The organism is Streptomyces sp. a15 (genome assembly GCF_059026085.1).
The window spans coordinates 136,461-159,432 of sequence record NZ_JBWLKM010000012.1 but is presented as its reverse complement, the minus strand read 5'-3'; the positions used below and the strand labels follow the sequence as shown (position 1 = coordinate 159,432).

At 71.3% G+C, this 22,972-nt stretch carries 17 protein-coding genes and 2 pseudogenes; 3 read left to right on the top strand and 16 right to left on the bottom strand.

Features of this window, described 5'->3' with window-relative positions:
- Positions 1-77: 77 nt before the first annotated feature.
- The 14 genes and pseudogenes from AC5P09_RS15945 to AC5P09_RS15880 all read right to left on the bottom strand — a co-directional run bounded on the left by AC5P09_RS15945 (position 78) and on the right by AC5P09_RS15880 (position 19,515).
- Positions 78-698 carry a TetR/AcrR family transcriptional regulator gene (locus tag AC5P09_RS15945; RefSeq protein WP_493874530.1) on the bottom strand — a complete coding sequence of 207 codons (621 nt, stop codon included), beginning with the start codon at positions 696-698 and terminating at the stop codon, positions 78-80.
- Complete coding sequence (locus AC5P09_RS15940) at positions 686-1,429, bottom strand: enoyl-CoA hydratase family protein (protein ID WP_493874529.1); 744 nt, start codon at positions 1,427-1,429, stop codon at positions 686-688. Before AC5P09_RS15940 ends, AC5P09_RS15945 begins: the two co-directional genes overlap by 13 nt.
- Positions 1,426-2,994, bottom strand: a complete 1,569-nt coding sequence (locus AC5P09_RS15935; RefSeq protein ID WP_493874528.1) for a 4-coumarate--CoA ligase family protein — start codon at positions 2,992-2,994, stop codon at positions 1,426-1,428. Before AC5P09_RS15935 ends, AC5P09_RS15940 begins: the two co-directional genes overlap by 4 nt.
- Positions 2,995-3,031: 37 nt before the next feature.
- On the bottom strand, positions 3,032-4,201 hold the full coding sequence (locus AC5P09_RS15930) for an acyl-CoA dehydrogenase family protein (protein WP_493874527.1): 1,170 nt from the start codon (positions 4,199-4,201) through the stop codon (positions 3,032-3,034).
- Between the two features lie 80 nt (positions 4,202-4,281).
- Entirely contained in the window at positions 4,282-6,123 is a 1,842-nt protein-coding gene (locus AC5P09_RS15925) for an acetyl/propionyl/methylcrotonyl-CoA carboxylase subunit alpha (protein ID WP_493874526.1), read from the bottom strand.
- 11 nt (positions 6,124-6,134) lie between these two features.
- On the bottom strand, positions 6,135-7,742 hold the full coding sequence (locus AC5P09_RS15920) for an acyl-CoA carboxylase subunit beta (RefSeq protein WP_493874525.1): 1,608 nt from the start codon (positions 7,740-7,742) through the stop codon (positions 6,135-6,137).
- Positions 7,739-9,409 carry an acyclic terpene utilization AtuA family protein gene (locus AC5P09_RS15915; protein ID WP_493874524.1) on the bottom strand — a complete coding sequence of 557 codons (1,671 nt, stop codon included), beginning with the start codon at positions 9,407-9,409 and terminating at the stop codon, positions 7,739-7,741. The genes AC5P09_RS15920 and AC5P09_RS15915 overlap by 4 nt, the downstream gene beginning before the upstream one ends.
- A complete protein-coding gene (locus AC5P09_RS15910; protein ID WP_493874523.1) occupies positions 9,406-10,200 on the bottom strand; it encodes a TIGR03084 family metal-binding protein in 795 nt (264 codons plus the stop codon). Before AC5P09_RS15910 ends, AC5P09_RS15915 begins: the two co-directional genes overlap by 4 nt.
- 383 nt (positions 10,201-10,583) lie before the next feature.
- Positions 10,584-11,525: an EamA family transporter gene (locus AC5P09_RS15905; protein ID WP_493874522.1), complete on the bottom strand. Its 942-nt coding sequence runs from the start codon at positions 11,523-11,525 to the stop codon at positions 10,584-10,586.
- A 125-nt stretch (positions 11,526-11,650) separates the two neighbouring features.
- Positions 11,651-12,775, bottom strand: coding sequence for a lipid II:glycine glycyltransferase FemX (locus AC5P09_RS15900; protein ID WP_493874521.1), 1,125 nt, complete (start codon positions 12,773-12,775; stop codon positions 11,651-11,653).
- Between the two features lie 43 nt (positions 12,776-12,818).
- Positions 12,819-14,798: a zinc ribbon domain-containing protein gene (locus AC5P09_RS15895; RefSeq protein WP_493874520.1), complete on the bottom strand. Its 1,980-nt coding sequence runs from the start codon at positions 14,796-14,798 to the stop codon at positions 12,819-12,821.
- A 176-nt stretch (positions 14,799-14,974) separates the two neighbouring features.
- A complete protein-coding gene (locus tag AC5P09_RS15890) occupies positions 14,975-15,772 on the bottom strand; it encodes a metallophosphoesterase family protein (RefSeq protein WP_493874519.1) in 798 nt (265 codons plus the stop codon).
- A gap of 147 nt (positions 15,773-15,919) precedes the next feature.
- Positions 15,920-16,594 carry an HAD-IA family hydrolase gene (locus AC5P09_RS15885; RefSeq protein ID WP_493874518.1) on the bottom strand — a complete coding sequence of 225 codons (675 nt, stop codon included), beginning with the start codon at positions 16,592-16,594 and terminating at the stop codon, positions 15,920-15,922.
- Positions 16,595-16,621: 27 nt separating this feature from the next.
- A pseudogene (locus tag AC5P09_RS15880) lies at positions 16,622-19,515 on the bottom strand (FAD-binding and (Fe-S)-binding domain-containing protein).
- Between the two features lie 104 nt (positions 19,516-19,619).
- Here AC5P09_RS15880 and serC point away from each other — a divergent pair.
- Positions 19,620-20,738: a phosphoserine transaminase gene (serC, locus tag AC5P09_RS15875; protein ID WP_493874517.1), complete on the top strand. Its 1,119-nt coding sequence runs from the start codon at positions 19,620-19,622 to the stop codon at positions 20,736-20,738.
- A 70-nt stretch (positions 20,739-20,808) separates the two neighbouring features.
- Here the strand turns inward: serC and AC5P09_RS15870 are convergent, their stop codons facing one another.
- Positions 20,809-21,306 carry an NUDIX domain-containing protein gene (locus tag AC5P09_RS15870; protein WP_493874516.1) on the bottom strand — a complete coding sequence of 166 codons (498 nt, stop codon included), beginning with the start codon at positions 21,304-21,306 and terminating at the stop codon, positions 20,809-20,811.
- 36 nt (positions 21,307-21,342) lie between these two features.
- A pseudogene (locus tag AC5P09_RS15865) lies at positions 21,343-21,546 on the bottom strand (hypothetical protein); the annotation flags it as partial.
- Positions 21,547-21,889: 343 nt separating this feature from the next.
- Here AC5P09_RS15865 and AC5P09_RS15860 point away from each other — a divergent pair.
- Positions 21,890-22,258 carry a peptidase inhibitor family I36 protein gene (locus AC5P09_RS15860; protein ID WP_493874515.1) on the top strand — a complete coding sequence of 123 codons (369 nt, stop codon included), beginning with the start codon at positions 21,890-21,892 and terminating at the stop codon, positions 22,256-22,258.
- A 67-nt stretch (positions 22,259-22,325) separates the two neighbouring features.
- Positions 22,326-22,952 (top strand): ABC transporter ATP-binding protein, encoded by a 627-nt coding sequence (locus tag AC5P09_RS15855; protein ID WP_493874514.1) that lies wholly within the window; start codon positions 22,326-22,328, stop codon positions 22,950-22,952.
- The last annotated feature ends 20 nt before the right edge of the window (positions 22,953-22,972 follow it).

Below are 22,972 nucleotides of genomic sequence, written 5' to 3'. Positions count from 1 at the left end.
AGGCCGGGAGCCAGGGGCCGGGAGTCGGGAGTCGGGAGTCGGGAGATCCAAACGTAACCGGCACCACTGACAACGCCTCAGTCCAGCGCCGCGTCCAGCAGGCCCGCCCACTGCGTCACGACCCGCTCTCGGCGCCCGGTGTCGTCCGTCAGCAGGTTCGCCAGTCCCAGTCCCCGGGCCATGTCGAGCAGGCCCTGGACCGTCTCGCGTACGCCCGGCCGGGATTCGTCGGCGCCCAGCAGGTCAACCGCGATCCGGTGGGTCTCGCGGCCGACGTGGGCTTCCAGTTCCGTCACCCGTGGCCGTAGTTGGTCCTCGTTCGAGGCGGCGACCCACAGGTGGAGTGCGGCGCGGAACAGGGGGCCGGTGTAGAGGTCGACGAGGGCTGATACGACGGCCCGGCGGTCGTCCGCGGCCGTGCCCTCGGGGAACAGTGCGCGCAGGGCCGTGGAGCGTTCCTCGGCGACGTACTCGACGGCGGCGGTGAAGAGGTCCTCGCGGGTCGGGAAGTGGTGTTGGGCGGCGCCGCGGGAGACGCCGGCGCGTTCGGCGACGACGGCGACCGTGGAGCCTGCCCAGCCGTGTTCGGCGAGGCAGGCCACGGCGGCTGCCAGGAGGCGCTGTCGGGTGGCCCGGCTGCGGTCCTGCTTGGGGACACGGTTGCCGGGGGCACGGTCGACCGTGTTCACAGCACCCATCCGGGATCCCGTCGTTCGAGGAAGGCTGTCATGCCCTCGCGGGCGTCGGCCGCGGCGAACAGCCGGGCGGAGAGCCTGGCGAGTTCGCCCGCGTCCAGGTCGAAGGCCTCCAGCACCTTAGCCGTGAGCAGCCGTTTCGTCTCGGCGAGGGCGCGTGGGGCGGCTCTGCGCAGTCCGTCGAGGACGGGGGCGAGGACCTCGTCGACGTCGGTGTGGTCGCCGACGGCCGAGAGGAGGCCGATGCGGGCGGCCTCGGCCTCGTCGAAGGTCTCGCCGGTGAGGTAGTAGCGGGCGAGGGCGCGGGGGTCGACGCGGTGCAGGAGGGGGAGGGAGATCAGTGCCGGGGCGACTCCGATGCGGACTTCGGTGAAGGCGAAGGTGGCGGTGTCGGAGGCGGCGGCGATGTCGCAGGCGCCGAGCAGGCCGAGGCCGCCGGCCCGTACGTGGCCGGTGACGCGGGCCACGACGGGTTTGCGGAGTTTGACGATCTGCCTCAGCAGGGCGACGAGGGCCTTGGGCTGCGGTGGTTCGCGCAGGTCGGCGCCCGCGCTGAAGGTGGTGCCGGTGTGGGTGAGGACGACGGCGCGTACGTCGTCGTCCTTGCCGGCTCGTTTCAGGGCGTCCGCGAGTTCGTGCACGAGAGAGGCGGACAGGGCGTTGCGGTTGTGGGGCGAGTCGAGGGTGAGGGTGGTGATGCCGCGTTCGTGCGTGGGGTGGACCAGGGTGGTCACGTCCGCTCCCTGAGTTGTCGGCGCAGGATCTTGCCGGAGGCGGCGCGCGGGACGCCGTCGATGAAGGTGACGTGGCGGACGCGCTTGTAGGGGGCGACGTGTTCGGCGACGTACATCATGACCTCTCCTTCGGAGAGGTCGGTCGCGGTCGGCTGGCGGACCACGTAGGCGTGCGGGACCTCGTTGCCGTCGTCGTTGTAGACGCCGATGACGGCGGCGTCGGCGATGCCGGGGTGGGTGAGGAGGAGGGCCTCGAGTTCGGCGGGGGCGACCTGGAAGCCCTTGTATTTGATGAGTTCCTTGACGCGGTCGACGACGAACAGCCAGCCGCCGGCGTCGACGTGGCCGACGTCCCCGGTGTGCAGCCAGCCGTCGGGGTCGATCATCTGGGCGGTGGCGTCGGGGCGGCCGAGGTAGCCCTTCATGACCTGGGGGCCGCGGATGAGGATCTCGCCGGACTCGTCGATGCCGAGGTCCTTGTCGGGGTCGTCGAGGGAGACGATCCGCATCTCGGTGCCGGCGATGAGCTTGCCGACGGTCCCTGGGGGCGCCTCGCTCATGGCGTCCAGGGGGACGACGTGGGTGCCCGGGGAGAGTTCGGTCATGCCGTAGGCCTGCCCGACGGGCGGCAGGCCGAGCCGCTGCGAGCAGGCGGCGGCGAGCTTGGCGTCCAGGGGGGCGGCGGCGCTGATGATGTACCGCAGGGACGACAGGTCGTACTGGGCGACCGCGGGGTGCTTGGCGAGGGCGAGGACGATCGGCGGGGCGACGTACAGGCCGGTGATGCGGTGGTTCTGGATGGCCGCGAGGAAGGTCTCGAGGTCGAAGCGGGGCAGGACGACGACGGTGGCGCCTGTGCGCAGGGGCCTGTTCATGAGGGCGGTGAGGCCGTAGATGTGGAAGAAGGGCAGGACGGCGAGGATGCGGTCGCCGGGGCCGGTGCCCATGGCGGGTTCGAGCTGGGCGAGGTTGGTGGCGATCTGGCGGTGCGTGAGCATCACGCCCTTGGGCATGCCGGTCGTGCCCGACGAGTACGGGAGGGCCGCCACGTCCTCGGCGGGGTCGATGTCGATCTGCGGTTCGGGGGCCGTCGACGCCAGCATGTCGAGGAGCGAGCGGTGTCCTGGGGCGCTGTCGCAGACGAAGATCTCGCGGACGCCGCCGGCGAGTTCGGCGGCCCTGCGGGCGGTTTCCAGGAGGGGTGACACGGTGACGATCCAGCGGGCCGCGGAGTCGGTGAGCTGCTTGGCGAACTCCTCCGGTGTGGCGAGCGGGTGCACGGTCGTGACGGACGCCCCTGCGCGCGTGGCGGCGTAGAACGCGGTCGGGAAGGCGATCGTGTTGGGGCTGTGCAGGGCGAGGACGTCGCCCTTGCGGACGCCCGTCTCGGCGAGGGCGGCGGCGATCCGCCGGTGGAAGTGGTCGAGCTGGTGGTAGGTGAGTGTGGTGCCGTCGGTGCCGTCCATCAGGGCGGGCGCGTCACCGAACTTGGCGGCCCGGCCGAGCACCGCTTCGTGGATGGGGAGTTCTACGGGCGGGACGTCTGCGTACTCGCTGCGGAACATGGTTCCTCCTCGCGCGACACGTGCCGGTCGCTGCCGGTCAGTACGACTTGGGCAGGCCCAGGGTCTGGTGGGAGACGTAGTTGAGAATCATCTCCCGGCTCACCGGAGCAATACGAGCCACGCGGGCGGCCGTTATCAACGAACCGAGCCCGAATTCGCGGGTGAGGCCGTTTCCGCCGAGCGTGTGGACCGCCTGGTCGACAGCCTTCACGCAGGCCTCTCCTGCCGCGTACTTGGCCATGTTGGCGGCTTCGCCTGCGCCTGCGTCGTCTCCCGCGTCGTACAGGTGGGCTGCCTTCTGCATCATCAGGCGGGCCAGTTCGAGGTCGATGTGGGCCTGGGCGAGGGGGTGGGCGACGGCCTGGTGGGCGCCGATGGGGGTGTTCCAGACGGTGCGGTCGCGGGCGTAGGTGATCGCTTGCGCGAGCGCGTAGCGGCCCATGCCGATCGCGAAGGCGGCGGTCATGATGCGTTCGGGGTTGAGGCCGGCGAAGAGTTGCAGGAGGCCGGCGTCCTCGTCGCCCACGAGGGCGTCCGCGGGGAGGCGTACGTCGTCGAGGGTGAGCTCGAACTGCTTCTCCGCGGCGGTGATTTCCATGTCGATGCGGTGGCGGGTGAAGCCGGGTGTGTCGCGGGGGACGATGAAGAGGCAGGGCTTGAGGCGGCCGGTGCGGCCCTCTTTGTCGGACACGGTTTCCGTGCGGCCGACTATGAGGGTGGCGTCGGCGATGTCGACGCCTGAGATGAAGACTTTGCGGCCGGTGAGGAGCCAGTCTCCGGTGTCCGGGTCGCGGCGGGCGGTGGTGGTGATGCGGTGGCTGTTGGAGCCGGCGTCGGGTTCTGTGATGCCGAAGGCCATGGTGCGGGTGCCGTCGGCGAGGGCGGGGAGCCAGTGGTGTTTCTGGGCGTCCGTTCCGAAGCGGGCGATCACGGTGCCGCAGATCGCCGGGGAGACGACCATCATGAGCAGGGGGCAGCCGGCTGCGCCGAGTTCTTCGAGGACGATGGAGAGTTCGGCGATGCCGCCGCCTCCACCGCCGTATGCCTCCGGCAGGTTGACGCCGAGGTAGCCCAGCTTGGCTGCCTCCAGCCAGAGTTCCTGGGGGTGGCGGTTTTCGGCGATGACGGTGGTGATGTAGTCGCGGCCGTAGCGTTTGCCGAGGGCGGCCACCGCGGATCGTAGGGCCTGATGCTCTTCGGGTTCCATCGGAGTCCTTTCGGGTGCGGGTCGTCTGTGGCTGGTCGCGCCCACGCGGCGGAGCCGCATATCGATGCAGCCCCGCGCCCCTAGGTATCTCGGACTACCGCCAGCAATAGGCCCACCGTTACCTGCTGACCGGGAACGGCCTGCAAGGCAGCCAGCGTCCCTGTCCGTGGCGCCACGACCTTGTGTTCCATCTTCATCGCCTCCAGCCACAACAGCGGCTCTCCGGCCTGCACGGTCGCTCCTACGACCGCCCCCTCGGCGACCCTGACGACCGTGCCCGGCATGGGGGCCAGGAGGGAGCCCGGCGCGTGCTGGGTCGTCGGGTCGGGGAAGCGGGGCAGGGCGGTGAGTCGGGTGGCGTTGACGTGCAGCTCGTCGCCGTACCGCGCCACCTCGAACCTGCGCTGTACGCCGTCCACTTCGAGTACGACGAGACGCGCGTCGGCGTGGACGACCCGTACCCCGTCCGCCTCCAGGCCCGCCCGGGTGTGCCGGTAATGGACCTCGTGCTCTTCTCCCGCCATCGCGTAGCGCTGGGTCTGGGGCTGGGAGGGGACGTTGCGCCAGCCTCCGAAGCGGGAGCGGCCGTGGGCGTCGGCGAGGGCGGCGGCCAGGGGGGCGTGGGGGTCGGGGGTGGGTTTCGTGAGGTCCGCGAGGTGGCGGTCGTAGAAGCCGGTGTCCATGCGGGCGGTGGTGAACTCCGGGTGCCGTAGCGACCGTACGAGGAGGTCCCGGTTGGTGGTCGGGCCGTGGAGCGTCGCTCGTTCCAGGGCGGACGCCAGCTTGCGCAGGGCCTCCGGGCGCGTGGGGGCGTGGGCGACGATCTTGGCGAGCATGGGGTCGTAGTGGACGCCGATGGGGTCGCCGTCCTCGTAGCCGGTGTCCAGGCGGACGCCTTCCGGGACAGTGAGGCGGTGCAGGGTGCCGGTCTGGGGGGTCCAGTCGGTGGCCGGGTCCTCGGCGTAGAGGCGGGCTTCTACGGCGTGGCCACGCGCGCGTGGAGGGTCCTCCTCAAGCGGCTCGCCCTCTGCGACGCGGATCTGCTGGGCGACCAGGTCGATGCCGAAGACGGCTTCTGTGACGGGGTGTTCGACCTGGAGGCGGGTGTTCATCTCCAGGAAGTGGGCCTTGCCGTCGGCGACCAGGAACTCGACGGTGCCGGCGCCCACGTAGTCGACGGCGCGGGCGGCGCGTACCGCCAGCGCGTGCAGTTCCCGGGTGAGCTCCTCGGAGAGTCCCGGTGCCGGGGCCTCCTCGATCACCTTCTGGTGGCGGCGCTGGAGGGAGCAGTCGCGGGTGCCCAGCGGCCACACCGTGCCGTGGGTGTCGGCGAGGATCTGTACCTCGACGTGCCGGCCACCCTCCAGGTACGGCTCGACGAACACCTCTCCGTCACCGAAGGCGCTCGCGGCCTCGGCGCGCGCGCTCCGAAGTGCGGAGTCCAGGTCCTCCGGACGGCGCACGATCCGCATCCCGCGCCCCCCGCCGCCCGCCGCCGCCTTCACCAGCACGGGCAGGTCGGCCTCGGTGACCTCGCGCAGGGGCGCGAGGCCCATCAGTTCCTTGGCGCGTGTCTTGGACGCCATGGCCTCGATCGCCTCCGGCGGCGGGCCGATCCAGACCAGGCCCGCGTCGAGGACGGCACGGGCGAAGTCGGCGTTCTCGGAGAGGAAGCCGTAGCCGGGGTGCACGGCGTCCGCGCCGGCGGCGACGGCGGCCTGCACGACGAGGTCGCCGCGCAGATACGTGTCGGCGGGCGAGGCGCCCGGCAGTCGTACCGTCGCGTCGGCCACGCGCGCGTGGAGCGCGTGCTGGTCGGCGTCCGAGTGCACGGCGACCGTGCGGATGCCCAGCTCGCGGCAGGTGCGGAAGACACGGCAGGCGATCTCGCCTCGGTTGGCGACCAGCAGAGAAGCAATCACGGAGGGGTTCCTCACATCCGGAAGACGCCGAAGCCGCCCCGCGCGCCCTGGTAGGGGGCCGTGTGGAGGGCGGACAGGCACAGGCCGAGGACGGTGCGGGTGTCGCGCGGGTCGATGACGCCGTCGTCGTACAGCCGCCCGGACAGGAACATCGGGAGCGACTCGGACTCGATCTGCTGCTCCACCATGGCGCGCAGGGCGGCGTCCGCGTCCGCAGCCTTTTCGTCGTATGGCTGTCCCTTCGCCGCCGCCGACTGCCGGGCGACGATGGAGAGGACGCCCGCGAGCTGCTGGGGGCCCATGACGGCGGACTTGGCGCTGGGCCAGGCGAAGAGGAAGCGGGGGTCGTAGGCGCGGCCGCACATGCCGTAGTGGCCGGCGCCGTAGGACGCGCCCATGAGGACGGACAGGTGGGGGACCTTCGAGTTGCTGACCGCGTTGATCATCATCGCGCCGTGCTTGATGATGCCGCCCTGCTCGTACTCCTTGCCGACCATGTAGCCGGTGGTGTTGTGCAGGAAGAGCAGCGGGATGTCGCGCTGGTTGGCGAGCTGGATGAACTGGGCGGCCTTCTGGGACTCCTCGCTGAAGAGCACCCCTTGAGCGTTCGCCAGCACCCCTATGGGATAGCCGTGCAGGGTCGCCCAGCCGGTCGTCAGGCTCGTCCCGTACAGCGGCTTGAACTCGTCGAAGTCGGAGGCGTCGACGATGCGGGCGACGACCTCGCGGGGGTCGAAGGGCGTCTTCAGGTCGCCGGGGACGATCCCCAGGAGCTCGTCCTCGTCATACTTGGGAGGTATGGCCGGGCCCGGATCGCCGTACGCCTTGCGGTGGTTGAGGCGGGCCACCACGCGCCGCGCCTGCCGGAGCGCGTCCCGCTCGTCGACGGCGAAGTGGTCGGCGAGGCCCGACACGCGCGCGTGCATCTCCGCGCCGCCCAGTGACTCGTCGTCGCTCTCCTCGCCGGTGGCCATCTTCACGAGCGGCGGCCCGCCGAGGAACACCTTCGCGCGTTCCTTGACCATGATCACGTGGTCGGACATGCCGGGGATGTACGCCCCTCCGGCCGTGGAGTTGCCGAAGACGACGGCGATGGTCGGGATGCCCGCCGCCGACAGCCTCGTCAGATCCCGGAAGATCGCGCCCCCGGGGATGAAGATCTCCTTCTGGGACGGCAGGTCGGCGCCGCCGGACTCGACCAGGCTGATGCAGGGCAGCCGGTTGGCGAGGGCGATGTCGTTCGCGCGCAGCGCCTTCTTCAGGCTCCACGGGTTGCTGGCGCCGCCGCGCACGGTCGGGTCGTTGGCGGTGATCAGGCACTCCACGCCCTCGACGACGCCGATACCGGTGACGAGCGAGGCGCCGACCGCGTAGTCGCTGCCCCAGGCGGCCAGCGGGGACAGTTCCAGGAAGGGCGTGTCGGGGTCGAGGAGCAGCTCGATGCGCTCCCGGGCGAGGAGCTTGCCGCGCCCCCGATGCCGTTCCACGTACTTCGGGCCGCCGCCCTCGATGGCCTTCGCGTGCTCGGAGTCCAGGTCGGCGAGCTTGGCGAGCATGGCGTCGCGGTTGGCGCGGTAGTCGGGGCCGTTGGTGTCCAATGTCGACGAAAGGACGGTCACAGCAGGGCCTCCGGGATGTCCAGGTGGCGGGAGCGCAGCCATTCGCCGAGGGCCTTGGCCTGCGGGTCGAAACGGTGCTGGGCGGCGACGCCCTGGCCGAGGATGCCCTCGACGACGAAGTTGAGGGCGCGGAGGTCGGGGAGGGTGTGGCGGGTGACGGTCAGCTCACGGCTTTCCGGTAGCAGCTGCTGAAATCTGCCGGTCGTCAGCTCGTGCGCCAGCCACCGCCAGGCCTCCTCCGTCCGCGCCCAGACTCCGACGTTGGCGTTCCCGCCCTTGTCGCCGCTGCGGGCGCCGGCGACCAGGCCGAGAGGGGCGCGGCGGGTCGGTCCCGGAGGGAGGGGCTCGGGCAGGACCGGCTCCGGCACGTCGTCGAGTACGGCGGTCTCGTGGGCCGCCGCCACAGGGACCCGCCGCCCGTCGTGGAGAACGGCCACATGGTCCACGGCGCCATGGGGGACGTACACACCCTCGAAGACCCCATAGGGCGAACCCTTTCCAGGTGGGGCCAGCACATGGAAGCCGGGGTAGCTCGCGAGCGCCAGCTCGACGGCGGCCCCGCTGAGCGCCCGTCCGACGACCTCCTGGTCCGGGTCCCGGACGACGAGCCGCAGCAGGGCGCTCGCGGTCTCTTCGGTGGGGGCGTCGGGGCGGTCGGTACGGACCAGGTCCCAGCGCACTTCGGTGACCTTGCCGAGGGCCGCCGCCATCTGCTCCCGCACCAGCGCGGCCTTGGCCTCGATGTCGAGGCCGGTCAGCACGAAGGTGACCTCGTTGCGGAAGCCGCCGAGCCGGTTGAGGCCGACCTTGAGGGTGGGGGGCGGGGGTTCGCCGCGCACTCCGTCGATGCGGACGCGGTCGGGGCCGTCCTGGGTGAGCCTGACCGTGTCGAGGCGGGCGGTGGCGTCGGGGCCGGCGTACCGGGCGCCGGACGTCTCGTAGAGGAGCTGCGCGGTGACCGTGCCGATGTCGACGAGGCCGCCGGTGCCGGGATGCTTGGTGATGACGGCCGTGCCGTCCTCGTGGAGCTCGGCGAGCGGGAAGCCGGGGTGGCGGACATCGCCGTCCTGGAAGTACGCGTAGTTGCCGCCGGTCGCCTGTGTCCCGCACTCCAGGACGTGCCCGGCGACGACGGCCCCCGCGAGCCGGTCGTAGTCGTCCGGCCGCCAGCCGAAGTGGGCGGCGGCGGGGCCGGTGACGAGGGCCGCGTCGGTGACGCGGCCGGTGATCACGACATCGGCGCCCTCCCTGAGACAGGCCGCGATGCCGAAGCCGCCGAGGTAGGCGTGGGCGGCGAGGCTGCCGGGATGCCGGGCGGTCAGGTCGTCGCCCTCGACGTGGGCGACGCGCACGGGGAGGGTGAGACGTTCCGCCAACTCCCGTACGGCGTCGGCGAGTGCGGCGGGATTGAGCCCGCCGGCGTTGGCCACGATCCGCACACCCCGTTCATGCGCGAGCCCCAGGCACTCCTCAAGCTGCCGCAGGAAGGTGCGGGCGTACCCGGCGCCCGGGTCCTTGAGCCGGTCGCGGCCCAGGATGAGCATGGTCAGCTCGGCGAGGTAGTCGCCGGTGAGGACGTCGAGTTCGCCGCCGGTGAGCATCTCGCGCATGGCGTCGAAGCGGTCGCCGTAGAAGCCGGAGGCGTTGCCGATACGCAGAGCCCTCACCCGGCGTCCCCTTTGGGTGGGCGCCCTGTTCCCGGGGGCCCCGCGAAGGCCTGGGCGATGTCGAGCCAGCGGTCGGCCTCGGGGCCGTCGGCCCGCACCGCGAGGTCGGCGCGGTGGGCGCGCTGGGTGACCAGGAGGCAGAAGTCGAGTGCGGGGCCGGTCACGCGCTGGGGAGCGTCTTCGGGGCCGTACGTCCACAAGTCGCCGGAAGGTGCGGCGAGTTCGATGCGGAAGTCCTCGGCGGGCGGGGTCAGTCCCCGTACCCCGAAGGCGAAGTCACGGGCGCGCACACCGATGCGTGCCACATGCTTCAGCCGGTCGGTGGGTGGCCGCACCACACCGAGCGTGTCCGCCACGTCCTGGCCGTGCGCCCAGGTCTCCATGAGCCGGCCGGTTGCCATGGACGCGGCCGACATGGGCGGGCCGTACCAGGGGAAGTGGGCGCCGGGCGGGGATGCGCGCAATGCCGTGTCGAGAGCGGTACGTCCTTCCCGCCACCGCGCCAGCAGTTCGTCGGGCGGGAGTGTGGCCCCCTCCTCGGCGCCCTGGTCGACGAACGAGTCGGGGGCGGTGAGCGCCTTCTCCACCAGGGCGCGGAAGCCGTCCTCGTCCGTGACGGCGAGCAGGGCCGAGCGGTCGGTCCAGGCGAGGTGCGCGATCTGGTGGGCGACGGTCCAGCGGGGGGCGGGGGTGGCGAGGGCCCATTGCTCCGGGCTCAACTCGGCGACGAGCCGGTCGAGTTCCTCGCTCTCCGCACGCAGGTCTTCGAACACGGGCGTCGGGTCGGCCATGGGGGGAGCATGGCAGCGGGCCGAGAAACAATCAAGCGTGCTTGCATTTGTTTTTCAGGACGAGGGGCTTCGAAGCGTGCGCTCAAGGTCTGTGCTCCGTGAGCCGGCGGCGGGCACCGACCTCGCTCGGGTACTCGCGGACGGTGAACGCGGCGACGGCCCAGCCCAGGGCGCGGCGCAGCCATTGACTCGCTCCTCGGGCTGAAGCCCGAGGATTCTGGCCTTCTCGATCGTTGCTGTGCCGCTACGCAGCACGGGCTTGGGTCGGGAATCCGTGGCTTCCTGTTTCTTCGCGCTGTGCCGGGCGGAGCATGGGGAACCCATACGACCGTTTGGCCACGGGCTGATGCGCGCTTGACCGCCCGATGACCGGACCGCTGCTCTCAGGCCTGCGGCAGCGACGCCTTGCCCCGCCGTCCCACCTGCGTCCGCACCGCCCCCATGCTCGCCACGATGACCAGGGCGATGGCGGCGGACTCGGTGGTGGTCAGGGTCTGGTCGAGGATGAGGAAGCCGGCCGTGGCGGCGAGGGCCGGTTCGAGGCTCATCATGATGGCGAAGGTGGAGGCGGGGAGGCGGCGCAGGGCGAGGAGTTCGAGGGTGTAGGGCAGGACGGAGGAGAGGACGGCCACCGCCGAGCCGAGGGCGATCGTCGTCGGGTCGAGGAGCTTCGTGCCCGATTCGGCGATACCGAGGGGGAGGAACGTCAGGGCCGCCACGGCCATGGCCAGCGCGAGCCCGTCCGCCTGCGGGAAGCGGCGGCCCGTACGCGCGCTGAAGACGATGTACGACGCCCACATGGCGCCCGCGCCCAGGGCGAAGGCGACGCCTATGGGGTCGAGGTCGCTGAAGCCTCCGCCGCCGAGGAGGAAGACGCCGGCGAGGGCCAGGCCCGCCCAGACGAAGTTGAGCGCGCGGCGGGAGGCGAGGACCGAGAGGGCGAGGGGGCCGAGGACCTCGAGGGTGACCGCCGGGCCCAGGGGGATGCGGTCGACGGCCTGGTAGAAGAGGCCGTTCATCGCGGCCATGGTGAGGCCGAAGACGACGACCGTGCCCCAGTCCGCGCGCGAGTGACCGCGCAGCCGGGGTCGGCAGATCAGCAGCAGCACGACTGCCGCCGCCAGCAGACGCAGCGTGACCACGCCGAGCGCGCCGGCCCTCGGCATCAGCGTCACGGCGAGGGCACCGCCGAACTGCACCGAGACACCCCCGGCGAGCACCAGCCCCACCGGCCCGAGCGAACCCCAGCGGCCGGGAGCGCCGGCCGGCTCGGGTGCATGACCGGTGGAGGAGGCGGTGGACGTCGTTGCGCTGCGGGTGCTCACTGGGCCTTCCGGGGCGGTTCGAGGGTTCGTACATCTCATTGTACGGCGCAGTCCAGAGTAATGGACTACGTCAGGTGTGTGAACCCTTTATACGACTGTCTGTCCCGGGCGCTCACCCACCGGGCCTAGCGGCGGCGGGCCATGTACAGATCCAGCGCCTTGTGCAGCAGCCGGTTGAGCGGGAAGTCCCACTCCCCCAGGTACTCGACGGCCTCACCGCCCGCGCCGGCCTTGAAGCGCAGCAGCCCCAGGAGGTGGTTGGACTCCTCCAGCGTGTCCGTGATGCCCCGGAAGTCGTAGACGGCGGCGCCGAGTTCGTGGGCGTCGGTCATCATGCGCCACTGCATGGCGTTGTTGGGCTGGACCTCACGCTTGCGGCTGGTGGAGGCGCCGTAGGAGTACCAGACGTGGTCGCCGACGGTGAGCATGGTGGCCGCGGCGAGGACGTCGCCGTCGTGGTGGGCGAGATAGAGCCGCATGCGGTCGGGGTGCTCGGTGGTGAGCGCGGTCCACATGCGCTGGAAGTAGGACAGCGGGCGCGGAAGGAAGCGGTCGCGCTCGGCGGTCTCGGCGTACAGCTCGTAGAAGGCGGGCAGGTCGTCGTAGCCGCCGCGTTCGATCTTCACGCCGGCCTTCTCGGCTTTCTTGATGTTGCGCCGCCACTGCTGGTTGAGGCCGCGCTGGATGTCCTCCAGCGAGCGTCCGGCGAACGGCACCTGGAAGACGTACCGCGGCTGTCCGGCCGCGAAGCCGTCCTCGCCGCCGGGTTCGGTCTGCCGCCAGCCCGCGCGGCGCAGCCGGTCGGCCACCTCGGCGGCGCCCGGTTCGTGCGAGGTCGCCTCGGCGTCCCGCAGACGCCGGGCCGCCGGGTCGGCGATCGCCGCCTTCACCGCGTCGGCGCTCCACCGGCGGACGACGACGGGCGGGCCCATCTTCACCGAGAAGGCGCCCTGTCGCTTGAGGTGGGCGAGCATCGGGTCCAGCCACCGGTCGAGGTCGTCCGCGTGCCAGTCGATCAGCGGCCCCTCGGGCAGATACGCGAGGTACCGCTTCAGCCTCGGCAACGCCCGGAACAGCACGAGCCCCGCCCCGACCAGCCGCCCCTCCTCGTCGAACCACCCCAGGCTCTCCGCCCGCCAGTCCGGCTTCACCTCACCCCAGGAGGGGACCTGCATGTGGCTGGCGGAGGGGCGGGCCGCGACGAACGCGAGATGTTCGTCGCGGGAGAGGGTCTGGATGCGGAGGGTCATGCGCGCGCTCCTTGACGGTGGCTGAGCGTGACAGCGTCTCTGATCAGCTAAGCGATCCTATGCAAGACATGGTGTCTGGCATGGGATCTGCCCACCGTGGAGGGGTGGCGTGGGCGTGCAGGTGGAAGCCTGCGCCCAGTGCTGCTCCTCGTGGCCGGTGTCGGCGGGTGGTGGGTGTGCTGATCGTCGTCACGCCCTGGTGCCGGCGGGCTGCGCGAGGCAGCCGTCTGCGGCCCGTTTGAGCGTGTCCCTCCGGACGCTTTCCCGCCGGACCCGTGGGTCTGGTGGGGGAGGGTGCCCTGCGTCGCCTGGGCGCGGGGCGTGTGGATCGAGGCCGGGTGGGGCCGGTCTTGGACCGGTCCTTCCGGCGGGTCAGGGTGGTGGCCGGTTCGACCATGGCTTGGGCTTCGAGCTTGTCCACCACGCTGCGGATGACCATGGCGCCGCTGGCGCGGTCGGTCACGGTCTTGCTCTGGTGGGTGAGGCCGCGGGCGGCGATGCGCTGCCAGGCACCGGTGTCGCGGTCGCCCTGCCAGCCGCAGTCCGGGTTGGGGCACAGGGCCCATTTCCAGCCCGGTGTGGTGGGCCGGTCGGGGACTTTGCGGTGGCGCAGCGGGACGAGGCAGCGGGGGCAGTGGCGGGAGGTGCCCCGGGCCGGGACGATGACCACGGCGATGCCCGCCTCGGCGGCCAGGTGCCGCATCCGCTCAACGATCTGCCCGCGTACCTGCTGGGAGATGCGGGTGTTCAGGGTGCGGCCCATGCCGCGGGCCTCCATGGAGCGGAGGTCTTCGACGTAGATCACCGTCGCCGAGGCGGTGATGGCCTGGTCGACCGTCCAGCGGGCGGCGGACCAGGCGAGCGCGTCGTTGAGGTTCGAGGGCCGGGCCGAGATGTGCTGGATCTCGGCGGCCAGGACGGCGTGTTTGCCGGTCAGCACATGGCTGTTGGTGTCCCCGATGAGGCGTTGGTAGTGGTCGGTCCTGGCGTGCAGGTGCTCGCTCTCGCGGCGCAGGCGGTGCCCTTTGGCCAGGACACCGGCCGCCCGGAACATGCCCCCGGCCCCCACAGCCGTGATACGCCCGTCGTCGTGCAGGCGGACCGTGCCCGCGCTGAGCAGCGTGTTCAGCCCCCAGTCCACGCCGAGCGCGACCGTGTGCCCCGTGCGGGCGGACTTCGGCACCGCGTGGGTGTAGGCGAGATCGGCCCGCACCCCGCCGTGGTGGACGCGGAGTGTGGGCAGGTGCAGCACCGCACCGGGCGGGACGGTCGGCGGCAGTGCGAGGGGGCACGCCACCCACGTCCAGTCCTTGTACGACTGCGGGTCCGATCGGGTGGGCAGCTGCAGCCGCAGCAGCGCCCGGCCCGGATCATCCCCGCGTGTGATCGTGGCCTGCTGCCCGTCGCACGCGGACAGCAGCAGTATCCGCGCACTGCGGGGTGCGGCCTCCAGCTCGAACACATCGGCCGGCAACCGGCCGTGCTTGTGCCGGTAGGCGGTGATCTGACGGGTGCGGGAGGTGATGACGCCGGAGGGCAGATCCCGGCCGCGGGGGACGGCCTCGCGGACAGCGTCCCACTCGTTGGGCGTGCGCTTCGTGGGGTCGGCGGGCCACGTCCCGATGACCCCGGCGGTCAGATCGGCCCGCCACTTCACCGACCGCAGCGTGCGCCCGGCCTGTTCCTGGGCCATGCGCACGATCCGGTCGTTGACACGGACGCCCTCGGCCGGGGTGACACTCCAGCCCAGACGCCGCAGCGCCATCCACGCGTTCGACGGCAACGCCCGGCCCCCGGCATCCACGCCCGAGGCCAGCAGATCCACGTCGGCGGCATTCCAGTGCCCGGCCAGCAGATCGGCGGCCATCCCGGACACCAGAGCGGCAGCCCAGCCCACCCGCCGCGCCAGCACCGCCGCGGTAAGGACTTGCCCAGTCTTCTCCTCCACCCCGCAACGCAACAGGCCAGGGGCACAGGCGGTACGGGACGCCTCGCCCTCGCCGAGCGGCAGCTTCCGGCTCACCGGCCCCCCTTCCCCGCTCGTGGTGCTGTCATCCGATCAACGACACCCCCACGAAAAGGTCACGCATTCGATCCCCGCACCCCCATACGACACCGCCATCCGCACCGGACACACGGCACGACGCCAACGAACGACACATCACTACGGATTCTGAAAGAAACACGTGAGCCTATGAGTCAGCCGCGGCCGTCCCGGGGACCGAAGAGCCTCAGTGCCTCCGTGTCCGTGGCGCGGGCGTTGAGGAAGTAGTCGGCCCACTCGGCGATGTCCGGGTAGGCGCAGTCCGCCACGAGGCGACTGACCGCTGCGGGGACGTCGTACGGCGTGACCCGCAGGTCGGCTCCCGGCCCGAGCAGGCCCCAGTGGGCGCCCGTGCGGCCGTACGGCATGCCGACGCTTCCGGGGTTCACCACCAGGCGGCCCTGGGCGAGGCGGACGTACGGCATGTGGGTGTGGCCGCAGACCACCGTACGGACGTCCTCGTCGAGGTCCGCGAAGACCTCTGTCCAGCGCTCGGGGCGGGAGTCGACGAGGACGACCTCTTCGTCGTCGCGGGGTGTGGCGTGGCAGAACAGGACCTTGCCGAGACCGTCGATCGGGAGGGTGAGCGTGGCGGGGAGGCCGGCCAGGAACTCGACCTGCTCGTCGGTGAGTTGTTCCGCCGCGAAGGGGGCGATCGGGTCGGGGATCGTGTCCCGCTCGCCCCGGCGGTACTCGACCAGTTCCCGGTCCGCGTTGCCCGAGATCCACAGCACCCGGTCGCCCTGTGCGCGCAACAGCTCGACGACCTCACCCGGCTGCGGGCCCGCCGTGATGTCCCCGGTGAGCACGATGCGCTCGGCGTCCGCCACGTCGGGCTCGGCGAGCACGGCTTCCAGGGCGGGGAGCACCCCGTGGATGTCGGAGAGGACAGCGACGCGGCTCAGGGCGTTTCCGGGGCTTCCAGGGCTTCCGGGAGCGGAGGGGATCGACATGCGCCCGACTCTGACCGCCCTCGGATCCGCACGCGACCCCTTTCGCCGGGCGCGTAGCCGCGCTGCCGCACGCCCCCGGTCACCCCATCGCATCCGTCACCCCACCGCATCCGTCACCTCACCGCATCCGTCACCTCACCGCATCCGTCACCTCACCGCAGCCGCCCCCTCCGCACCGGCGAACGCGAGGATGTCGGGGACCGCTTCGCGAAGGCTCCCGAAGTGGCGGTGCACGCCGGTCACGGCGGCCGGGGCGTTGACGCCCCACCCCGTCATGCCGGCCCGCAGACCCGCCTCGACTCCGGACGGGGCGTCCTCGACGACCAGGCAGTCCTCGGGGCGGGCACCGAGCCGCTCGGCGGCCAGCAGGTAAGGCACGGGTGACGGTTTGCCCTCCGTCACCGCGGCGGCGTCCACCACGACGGGCGGCACCGGCAGACCCGTCCGGGTGAACCGCCCGCGCACCCGGTGCTCGTAGTTCGAGGTCACCAGCGCCCAGGCACCCGGCGGCAGGGCGCCCAGCAGCTGCGCCGCGCCGTCGAAGGCCGCGTAGACGCCCGACCGGACGTCCTCGTCCTCCAGCTCGTGCAGCGCGGTCAGGCACTCCCCCGGATCCCGGTCCGGGACCACCGCCGCGAAGGTCTCCATCGGCCGCGTCCGCAGGGCCACCCGGTAGACCTCGTCAGGGTCCAGGGCGTACCGCGCCGCCCAGGTTCCCCACATCCGGCGCTGATTGGCCACGGCGTCGATCAACGTGCCGTCGACATCGAAGAGGACGTACTTCCTGGGGCCGGGCCGCACAGATTCAGACTCACTGGTCACGGCGTGATCATGCCAGGAAGCCGCGGACTACTCGTTCCCGTTCCCATCGAGCCCCTCCAGACCCTCCAGACCCTCCAGACCCTCCGCCAACACCTCCGCCACATGCCGCCCCCGCACCCCCGCCACCTGCTCCAACTGCGTCCGGCACGAGAACCCGTCGGCCAGGACCACCGTGCCGTCCGCGGCCCCTCGCACCGCCGGCAGCAGCTGCTCCTCCGCGCACGCGGCCGACACCTCGTAGTGGCCCTTCTCGAAGCCGAAGTTGCCCGCGAGGCCGCAGCAGCCGCCCGCGAGTTCACCGGTCAGGCCCGCCGCCAGGCGCAGGCGGCGGTCGGCGGCGTCGCCCAGGACCGCGTGCTGGTGGCAGTGCGTCTGACCGGCCGCGGGACGGTCCAGGCGGGGTGGGGTCCAGTCGGGGGCGAGGCGTTCCAGGGCCTCCGCGAAGGTCAGGATCCGGGAGGCCAGGCGGGCGGCGCGGGGGTCGTCGTGCAGGAGTTCCGGCAGGTCGGTGCGGAGGGCCGCCGCGCAACTGGGTTCCAGGACGACGACCGGGGCGCCCGACTCCAGCACCGGCGCCATCAGGTCCAGCGTGCGGCGCATGACCGTACGGGCTCGGTCGAGCTGGCCCGTCGAGACGTAGCTCAGGCCGCAGCAGACGCGGCTCCGCCGCACGCTCAGCAGGGAGATCGCGGCCTTCGACGTGCCGTCCCCCACGGGTCGCACGCGCATCCGCAGCGTCGGCGGCTGCGCCACCCGCAGGCCCGCCGCCTCCAGCACGCGCACGGCCGCGCGTCCCACGGACGGCGAGAGATGCTCGGTGAAGGTGTCCGGCCAGAGGATCACCAGAGCCCCGGAGCCGCCCACCGGCTCTCGCCTCCCCCACCACCGGCTGAACGTCTCCGTGGCCACCCGCGGGATCGCCCGCTCCGCCGCGATCCCGCCCACCCGTTTCGCCGCCCACGCGAACGGCCGTACGGCGGCGAGCGCGTTGACCACCGCCCCCGCCCGCATACGGGACACCCAGCGCAGCCACACCGGCAGCCACCCCATGCTGTAGTGGGCGGCGGGGCGTCGCCGCCCCTCGTAGTGGTGGTGGAGGAACTCCGCCTTGTACGTGGCCATGTCGACCCCGACCGGGCAGTCGGAGCGGCAGCCCTTGCAGGACAGGCACAGGTCGAGGGCGTCCCGGACCTCCTTGGACCGCCAGCCGTCCGTCACCAGCTCGCCCGCGAGCCTCTCGTGCAGCAGCCGGGCACGCCCGCGCGTGGAGTGCTCCTCCTCGCCGGTCGCCCGGAAGGACGGGCACATGACGGACGCCCCGGACACGGACGTCGTACGGCATTTCGCGACCCCGACACACCTGCGCACCGCCGCCGAGAAGTCGCCGCCGTCCGTCGGATAGCCGAAGGCCACGTCCACCGGCTGCCGCGGGAGCACCGAGAAGCGGAGGTTCGTGTCGAGGGGCGCCGGGCGTACCAGCATCCCCGGGTTGAGCAGGTCGTCCGGATCCCAGACCGCCTTCGCCCGCTCGAACAGCCCCACCAGCTCCGCGCCGTACATACGAGGCAGCAGCTCCGCCCTCGCCTGTCCGTCCCCGTGCTCTCCGGACAGCGAACCGCCGTGGGACACGACCAGCTCGGCCAGTTCCTCCGAGAAGCTCCGGAAGCGGGCGACACCCGCCTGAGTCAGCAGGTCGAAGTCGATGCGGACGTGGATGCAGCCGTCCCCGAAGTGGCCGTACGGCGTGCCGCGCAGCCCGTGCGCTCTCAGCAGCCCCCGGAAGTCCCGCAGATACGCGCCCAGCCGGGCCGGCGGCACCGCGCAGTCCTCCCACCCCGGCCACGCCTCGCTCCCGTCCGTCATCCGGGTCGCCGTACCGCTCGCGTCCTCCCGGATGCGCCACAACGCCCGCTGTCCGGCCGGGTCCGTCACCACGAGCGCGTCGACGACGTCCGCCGCCCGCACGATCGCGTCCGCACGCGCGCGTGCCTCGGTCTCCGTCGCGCCGCCGGTCTCCACGAACAGCCAGGCACCGCCCCGGGGGAGTTCGGCCGCGGAGGCGACGAGATCCACAGCCATGCCCTCGACCGTCAGGGGCCTGTGCGGGAGCAGGCCCGCCGCCGCCTCGGCCGCCGCGCTCTCGTCGGCGTACGCCAGTACGGCCAGCGCACGCGCGCGTGGCGCCCGAACCAGCCCACGACCGCCTCCGTCAGCACGCTCAGCGTGCCCTCCGAACCGCAGAGGGAACGGGCGACGTCGGTGCCGTGCTCGGGCAGCAGGGCGTCCAGGGCGTAGCCGGAGATACGGCGGGGCAGCTCGGGGAAGCCGGTGCGCAGACGCGACAGCTCGCCTTCCACCAGCTCGCGCAGGCCCTCGGGCGCGCCCGCCCACCCCTGCCCGGCCCGCAGCCGCTCCCCGCGCGCGGTGACCACCGACAGCTCCCGCACGCTGTCCGCGGTCGTCCCCCACGCCACCGAGTGCGAGCCGCACGAGTTGTTGCCGATCATGCCGCCGATCGTGCAGCGGCTGTGGGTGGAGGGATCCGGGCCGAAGCGCAGGCCGTGCGGGGCGGCGGCGTCCTGGAGGCGGTCGAGGACCAGCCCCGGCTGTACGACGGCGGTCCGGGCCTCGGGGTCGATCTCCAGGACACGGTTCATGTGCCGGGTGAAGTCCAGTACGACGCCCGTGCCCGTCGCCTGCCCGGCGATCGACGTCCCTCCGCCCCGCGCCACCACCGGCACGCCGTGCTCCCGGCACACCCCGAGCACCGCCGCCACGTCGTCGGCGTCCCGGGGAGCCACGACACCCAGCGGGACCCGCCGGTAGTTGGACGCGTCCATGGTGGTCAGCGCCCGGGAGGTGACGTCGAAACCGACCTCGCCCCGGACGGCCTTGCGCAGGTCGGCCTCAAGATCCGTCATGCCTCCAGCAAACCAGTCCGTCCGACCAGTCCGTCAACACCGACGCGTCTCAGCCGACGGACTACGTTTCGACCAGGTTTCCCCCAACGGCTACCCTCCCTTCCGTGGCTGAGATCCAGATTCCCGCTGACATCAAGCCCGCCGACGGACGTTTCGGCGCGGGCCCCTCCAAGGTGCGGACGGAGGCGCTGGACGCACTCGCCTCCACCGGTACGTCCCTCATGGGCACCTCTCACCGTCAGGCCCCGGTCAAGAACCTGGTCGGCAAGGTCCGCGAGGGCATCTCCGAGCTGTTCCGGCTCCCCGAGGGATACGAGGTGGTCCTCGGCAACGGCGGCTCCACCGCCTTCTGGGACGTCGCGACCCACGGCCTGATCGACAACAAGTCCCAGCACCTCAGCTTCGGCGAGTTCTCCTCCAAGTTCGCCAAGGCGTCCAAGCTCGCCCCCTGGCTGGCCGAGCCCACCGTCATCTCCTCCGACCCCGGCACCCACCCGGAGCCGCAGGCCGAGGCGGGCGTCGACGTGTACGCCTTCACCCACAACGAGACGTCCACCGGTGTCGCCGCGCCCATCAAGCGCGTGGCCGGTGCCGACGATGGCGCGCTGGTCCTCGTGGACGCGACGAGCGGCGCCGGCGGCCTCCCGGTCGACATCGCCGAGACCGACGTCTACTACTTCGCCCCGCAGAAGTCCTTCGCCTCCGACGGCGGCCTGTGGATCGGCGTCTTCTCCCCGGCCGCGCTCGAGCGCGCCGAGCGGATCCACGCCTCCGGCCGCCACGTCCCGGAGTTCTTCTCGCTCCCGACGGCGATCGACAACTCCCGCAAGAACCAGACGTACAACACCCCGGCGCTGGCGACCCTCTTCCTCCTCAACGACCAGCTGGAGTGGATCAACGGCCAGGGCGGCCTCGCCTGGTCCACGGGCCGTACGAAGGACTCCTCGACCCGCCTCTACGGCTGGGCGGACGAGTCCAAGTACGCGACCCCGTTCGTCGCCGACCCGGCCAAGCGTTCCCAGGTCATCGGCACGATCGACTTCGCCGACGAGATCGACGCCGCGGCCGTCGCCAAGGTGCTGCGCGCCAACGGCATCGTCGACACCGAGCCCTACCGCAAGCTCGGCCGCAACCAGCTCCGCGTCGCCATGTTCCCGGCGATCGACCCGGCGGACGTCGAGGCGCTCACGAAGTGCGTCGACTACGTGATCGAGAAGCTCTGATCACTTCGGTACGACGATGAGGGGCGCCCGGTGCTTACCGGGCGCCCCTCATCGTCGTAGTGCTCTTTGCCTACTCCCACCCATCCACCGACACTTGGGCCCCACCGGTCAGGTAGCCGTTCAGGGCACTGGCGGTGGCGTCCACGAACTCCTCGGGAACAGCACCGGCGTCGACCCAGCGGACTTGGGCGTGCTTGCGCGGTTCGCGGTTCTCCGGTTCGCCGGTCCATTCGTGCGCGGCGAAGACGACGGTGAGGAAACCGTTGGGTGCTTCGACGCCCCAGGCGCCGTGGATGATGTCGACCTTCAGAGCCTCCGGCTTCACGGTCAGGCCGGTCTCCTCGTACAGCTCGCGTACGGCGGTTTCGGTGATGGGCTCGCCTGGTTCGCTCTTGCCGACGGGGAGGTCCCACATACCCTGGCCGAACTTGGCGTTCTCGCTGCGCTGGAGGAGGACGACGCGGTTGGTGGCCTTGTCGTGGACGATGACGGCGGCGACCAACAGGGTCATGGATTCAAGGGCGGGCTTGAGGGCTTTGGGCTGATCGCCGGTTGTCCGCTGAGCCACGGTTGCGTCCCTTCGTCGGCCGGTTGGTGGGCCCCAGGTGTAGGAGGCCATGACGTTGGTGGCGCCGTCCGGGTAGTCGTGCTGCCCGTGGTTGGCTTCCGATGGCGGTGTGAGGTCGGTGGTGGTTGTAGTGGACATTCCAGCGGCCTTGGAGGTGGGTGCGTTGGGCTTCCGATAGCTCTCGGCCCGGTAGCAGGCGCCATTGTCTGTCACGATCCGTTCGATGCGTGTGATCCCGTGAGTGGTTCATCGACGGCTTTGAGTGCGGCGGGTTCGCTGCGAGCAGGGTCTGGTCGAGTGGTTGCCGTCGGGCACGCGCCGCCCACGCGCATAAAGATCAGTGGTCGCTCGAAAAGAACACGGATGGCACCGCACCGACGCAGAGCCAACCTCGACCCCCAACCCTCACCTCAAGGCCCCGAGCATGTGCCTGGCTTGTCATCAAGTCGTGTTGTAGAAGCGGCCATTGGGTGGCGTGATGTCGCTGCGACCCTTGGCCCGTGAATATGCCCACGGAGATGATCTGACGCCTCCGAGCGACACGCCTCGGAGACGCTTGAGCCCATTCAGTCAAGGAGACATTTTGAGAGCCAAGAAGGTCATAGCTTCGACAGCGCTCCTGTTCGCTGCTTTGGCGATGACGCCCAGCACGGCTAACGCCGCCCTGAGCGAGTGCAACTCGAACAACATGTGTTTGTGGGGAAACAACGACTTCGCGTGGCTGATCGGCGAACGCGCGCACGGCAGCGCCACATTCACGAACCTGACCGGCGACAAGAACGACGAGATGGACTCGTGGGCCAACCGCTCCGCGACCTACGATGGCTGCATGGCCGGCAACGCCAACGGCGGCGGGGACAAGCAGGGCATGGCCAGGGCGAGCAACGACAACAACGTCTCTCCCCTGAACAGCGACGAGGTCACGTCCTTCCGGACTTCGGGCGGTTGTTGAGTTGTCTGAGGCCGTGGATGCCGCGCTGATCCGGACCAAGGGGGTTCGCAAGGCCTACCGTTCCGAGGTGGAGACTGTGTGGGCCGCGCGAGATGTGGACTTCGTAGCAAGACCGGGCGAGTTCGTGTGCATCTACGGCGCCAGTGGTTCGGGCAAGTCGACCCTGCTCAATCTGCTGGCAGGTCTGGATCTCGCCGACACCGGCGAGATCCAGGTCGGCGGCGTCGAGGTGGGCACCGCCGGTGAGAAACAGCGGGCTGAGCTCAGGCTCCGCACTGTGGGCGTCGTGTTCCAGGACCACAACCTGATCCAGGAGTTCACAGCGGCCGAGAACGTCTCCCTGCCCCTGGAAGCACTCGGCCTGCCAGCCGCACAAGCCCGCTCGGAGGCCCTGCGGCAGCTGGCGCGGGTCGGTCTTCCCGGCCTTGAGGACCGGTTTCCCTCGCAGCTCTCGGGCGGACAGCGTCAGCGCGTCGGGGTGGCGCGCGCTCTGACGGGCCAGCGCGCGGTGCTCCTGGCGGACGAGCCGACCGGCGCCCTGGACTCCGCGGCCACCCAGGAACTGTTCGCCCTGATCCGCGCGCTGTGCGACGAGGGCGTACTGGCCGTGATCTGCTCGCACGATCCCCGCTGCCGGGACTACGCCGACACCGTCTACGAGGTCGTGGACGGCCGACTGGAGAGTCGTTCGTGAAGCCTCGATCCGGGGCGGTC

What these genes read in the sequence shown, in the direction of transcription:
- AC5P09_RS15945 (WP_493874530.1), bottom strand. Translation starts at nt 698, where the DNA reads ATGGGTGCTGTGAACACGGTCGACCGTGCCCCCGGCAACCGTGTCCCC.
- AC5P09_RS15935 (WP_493874528.1), bottom strand. Translation starts at nt 2,994, where the DNA reads ATGTTCCGCAGCGAGTACGCAGACGTCCCGCCCGTAGAACTCCCCATC.
- AC5P09_RS15930 (WP_493874527.1), bottom strand. Translation starts at nt 4,201, where the DNA reads ATGGAACCCGAAGAGCATCAGGCCCTACGATCCGCGGTGGCCGCCCTC.
- AC5P09_RS15910 (WP_493874523.1), bottom strand. Translation starts at nt 10,200, where the DNA reads ATGGCCGACCCGACGCCCGTGTTCGAAGACCTGCGTGCGGAGAGCGAG.
- AC5P09_RS15900 (WP_493874521.1), bottom strand. Translation starts at nt 12,775, where the DNA reads ATGACCCTCCGCATCCAGACCCTCTCCCGCGACGAACATCTCGCGTTC.
- AC5P09_RS15890 (WP_493874519.1), bottom strand. Translation starts at nt 15,772, where the DNA reads ATGTCGATCCCCTCCGCTCCCGGAAGCCCTGGAAGCCCCGGAAACGCC.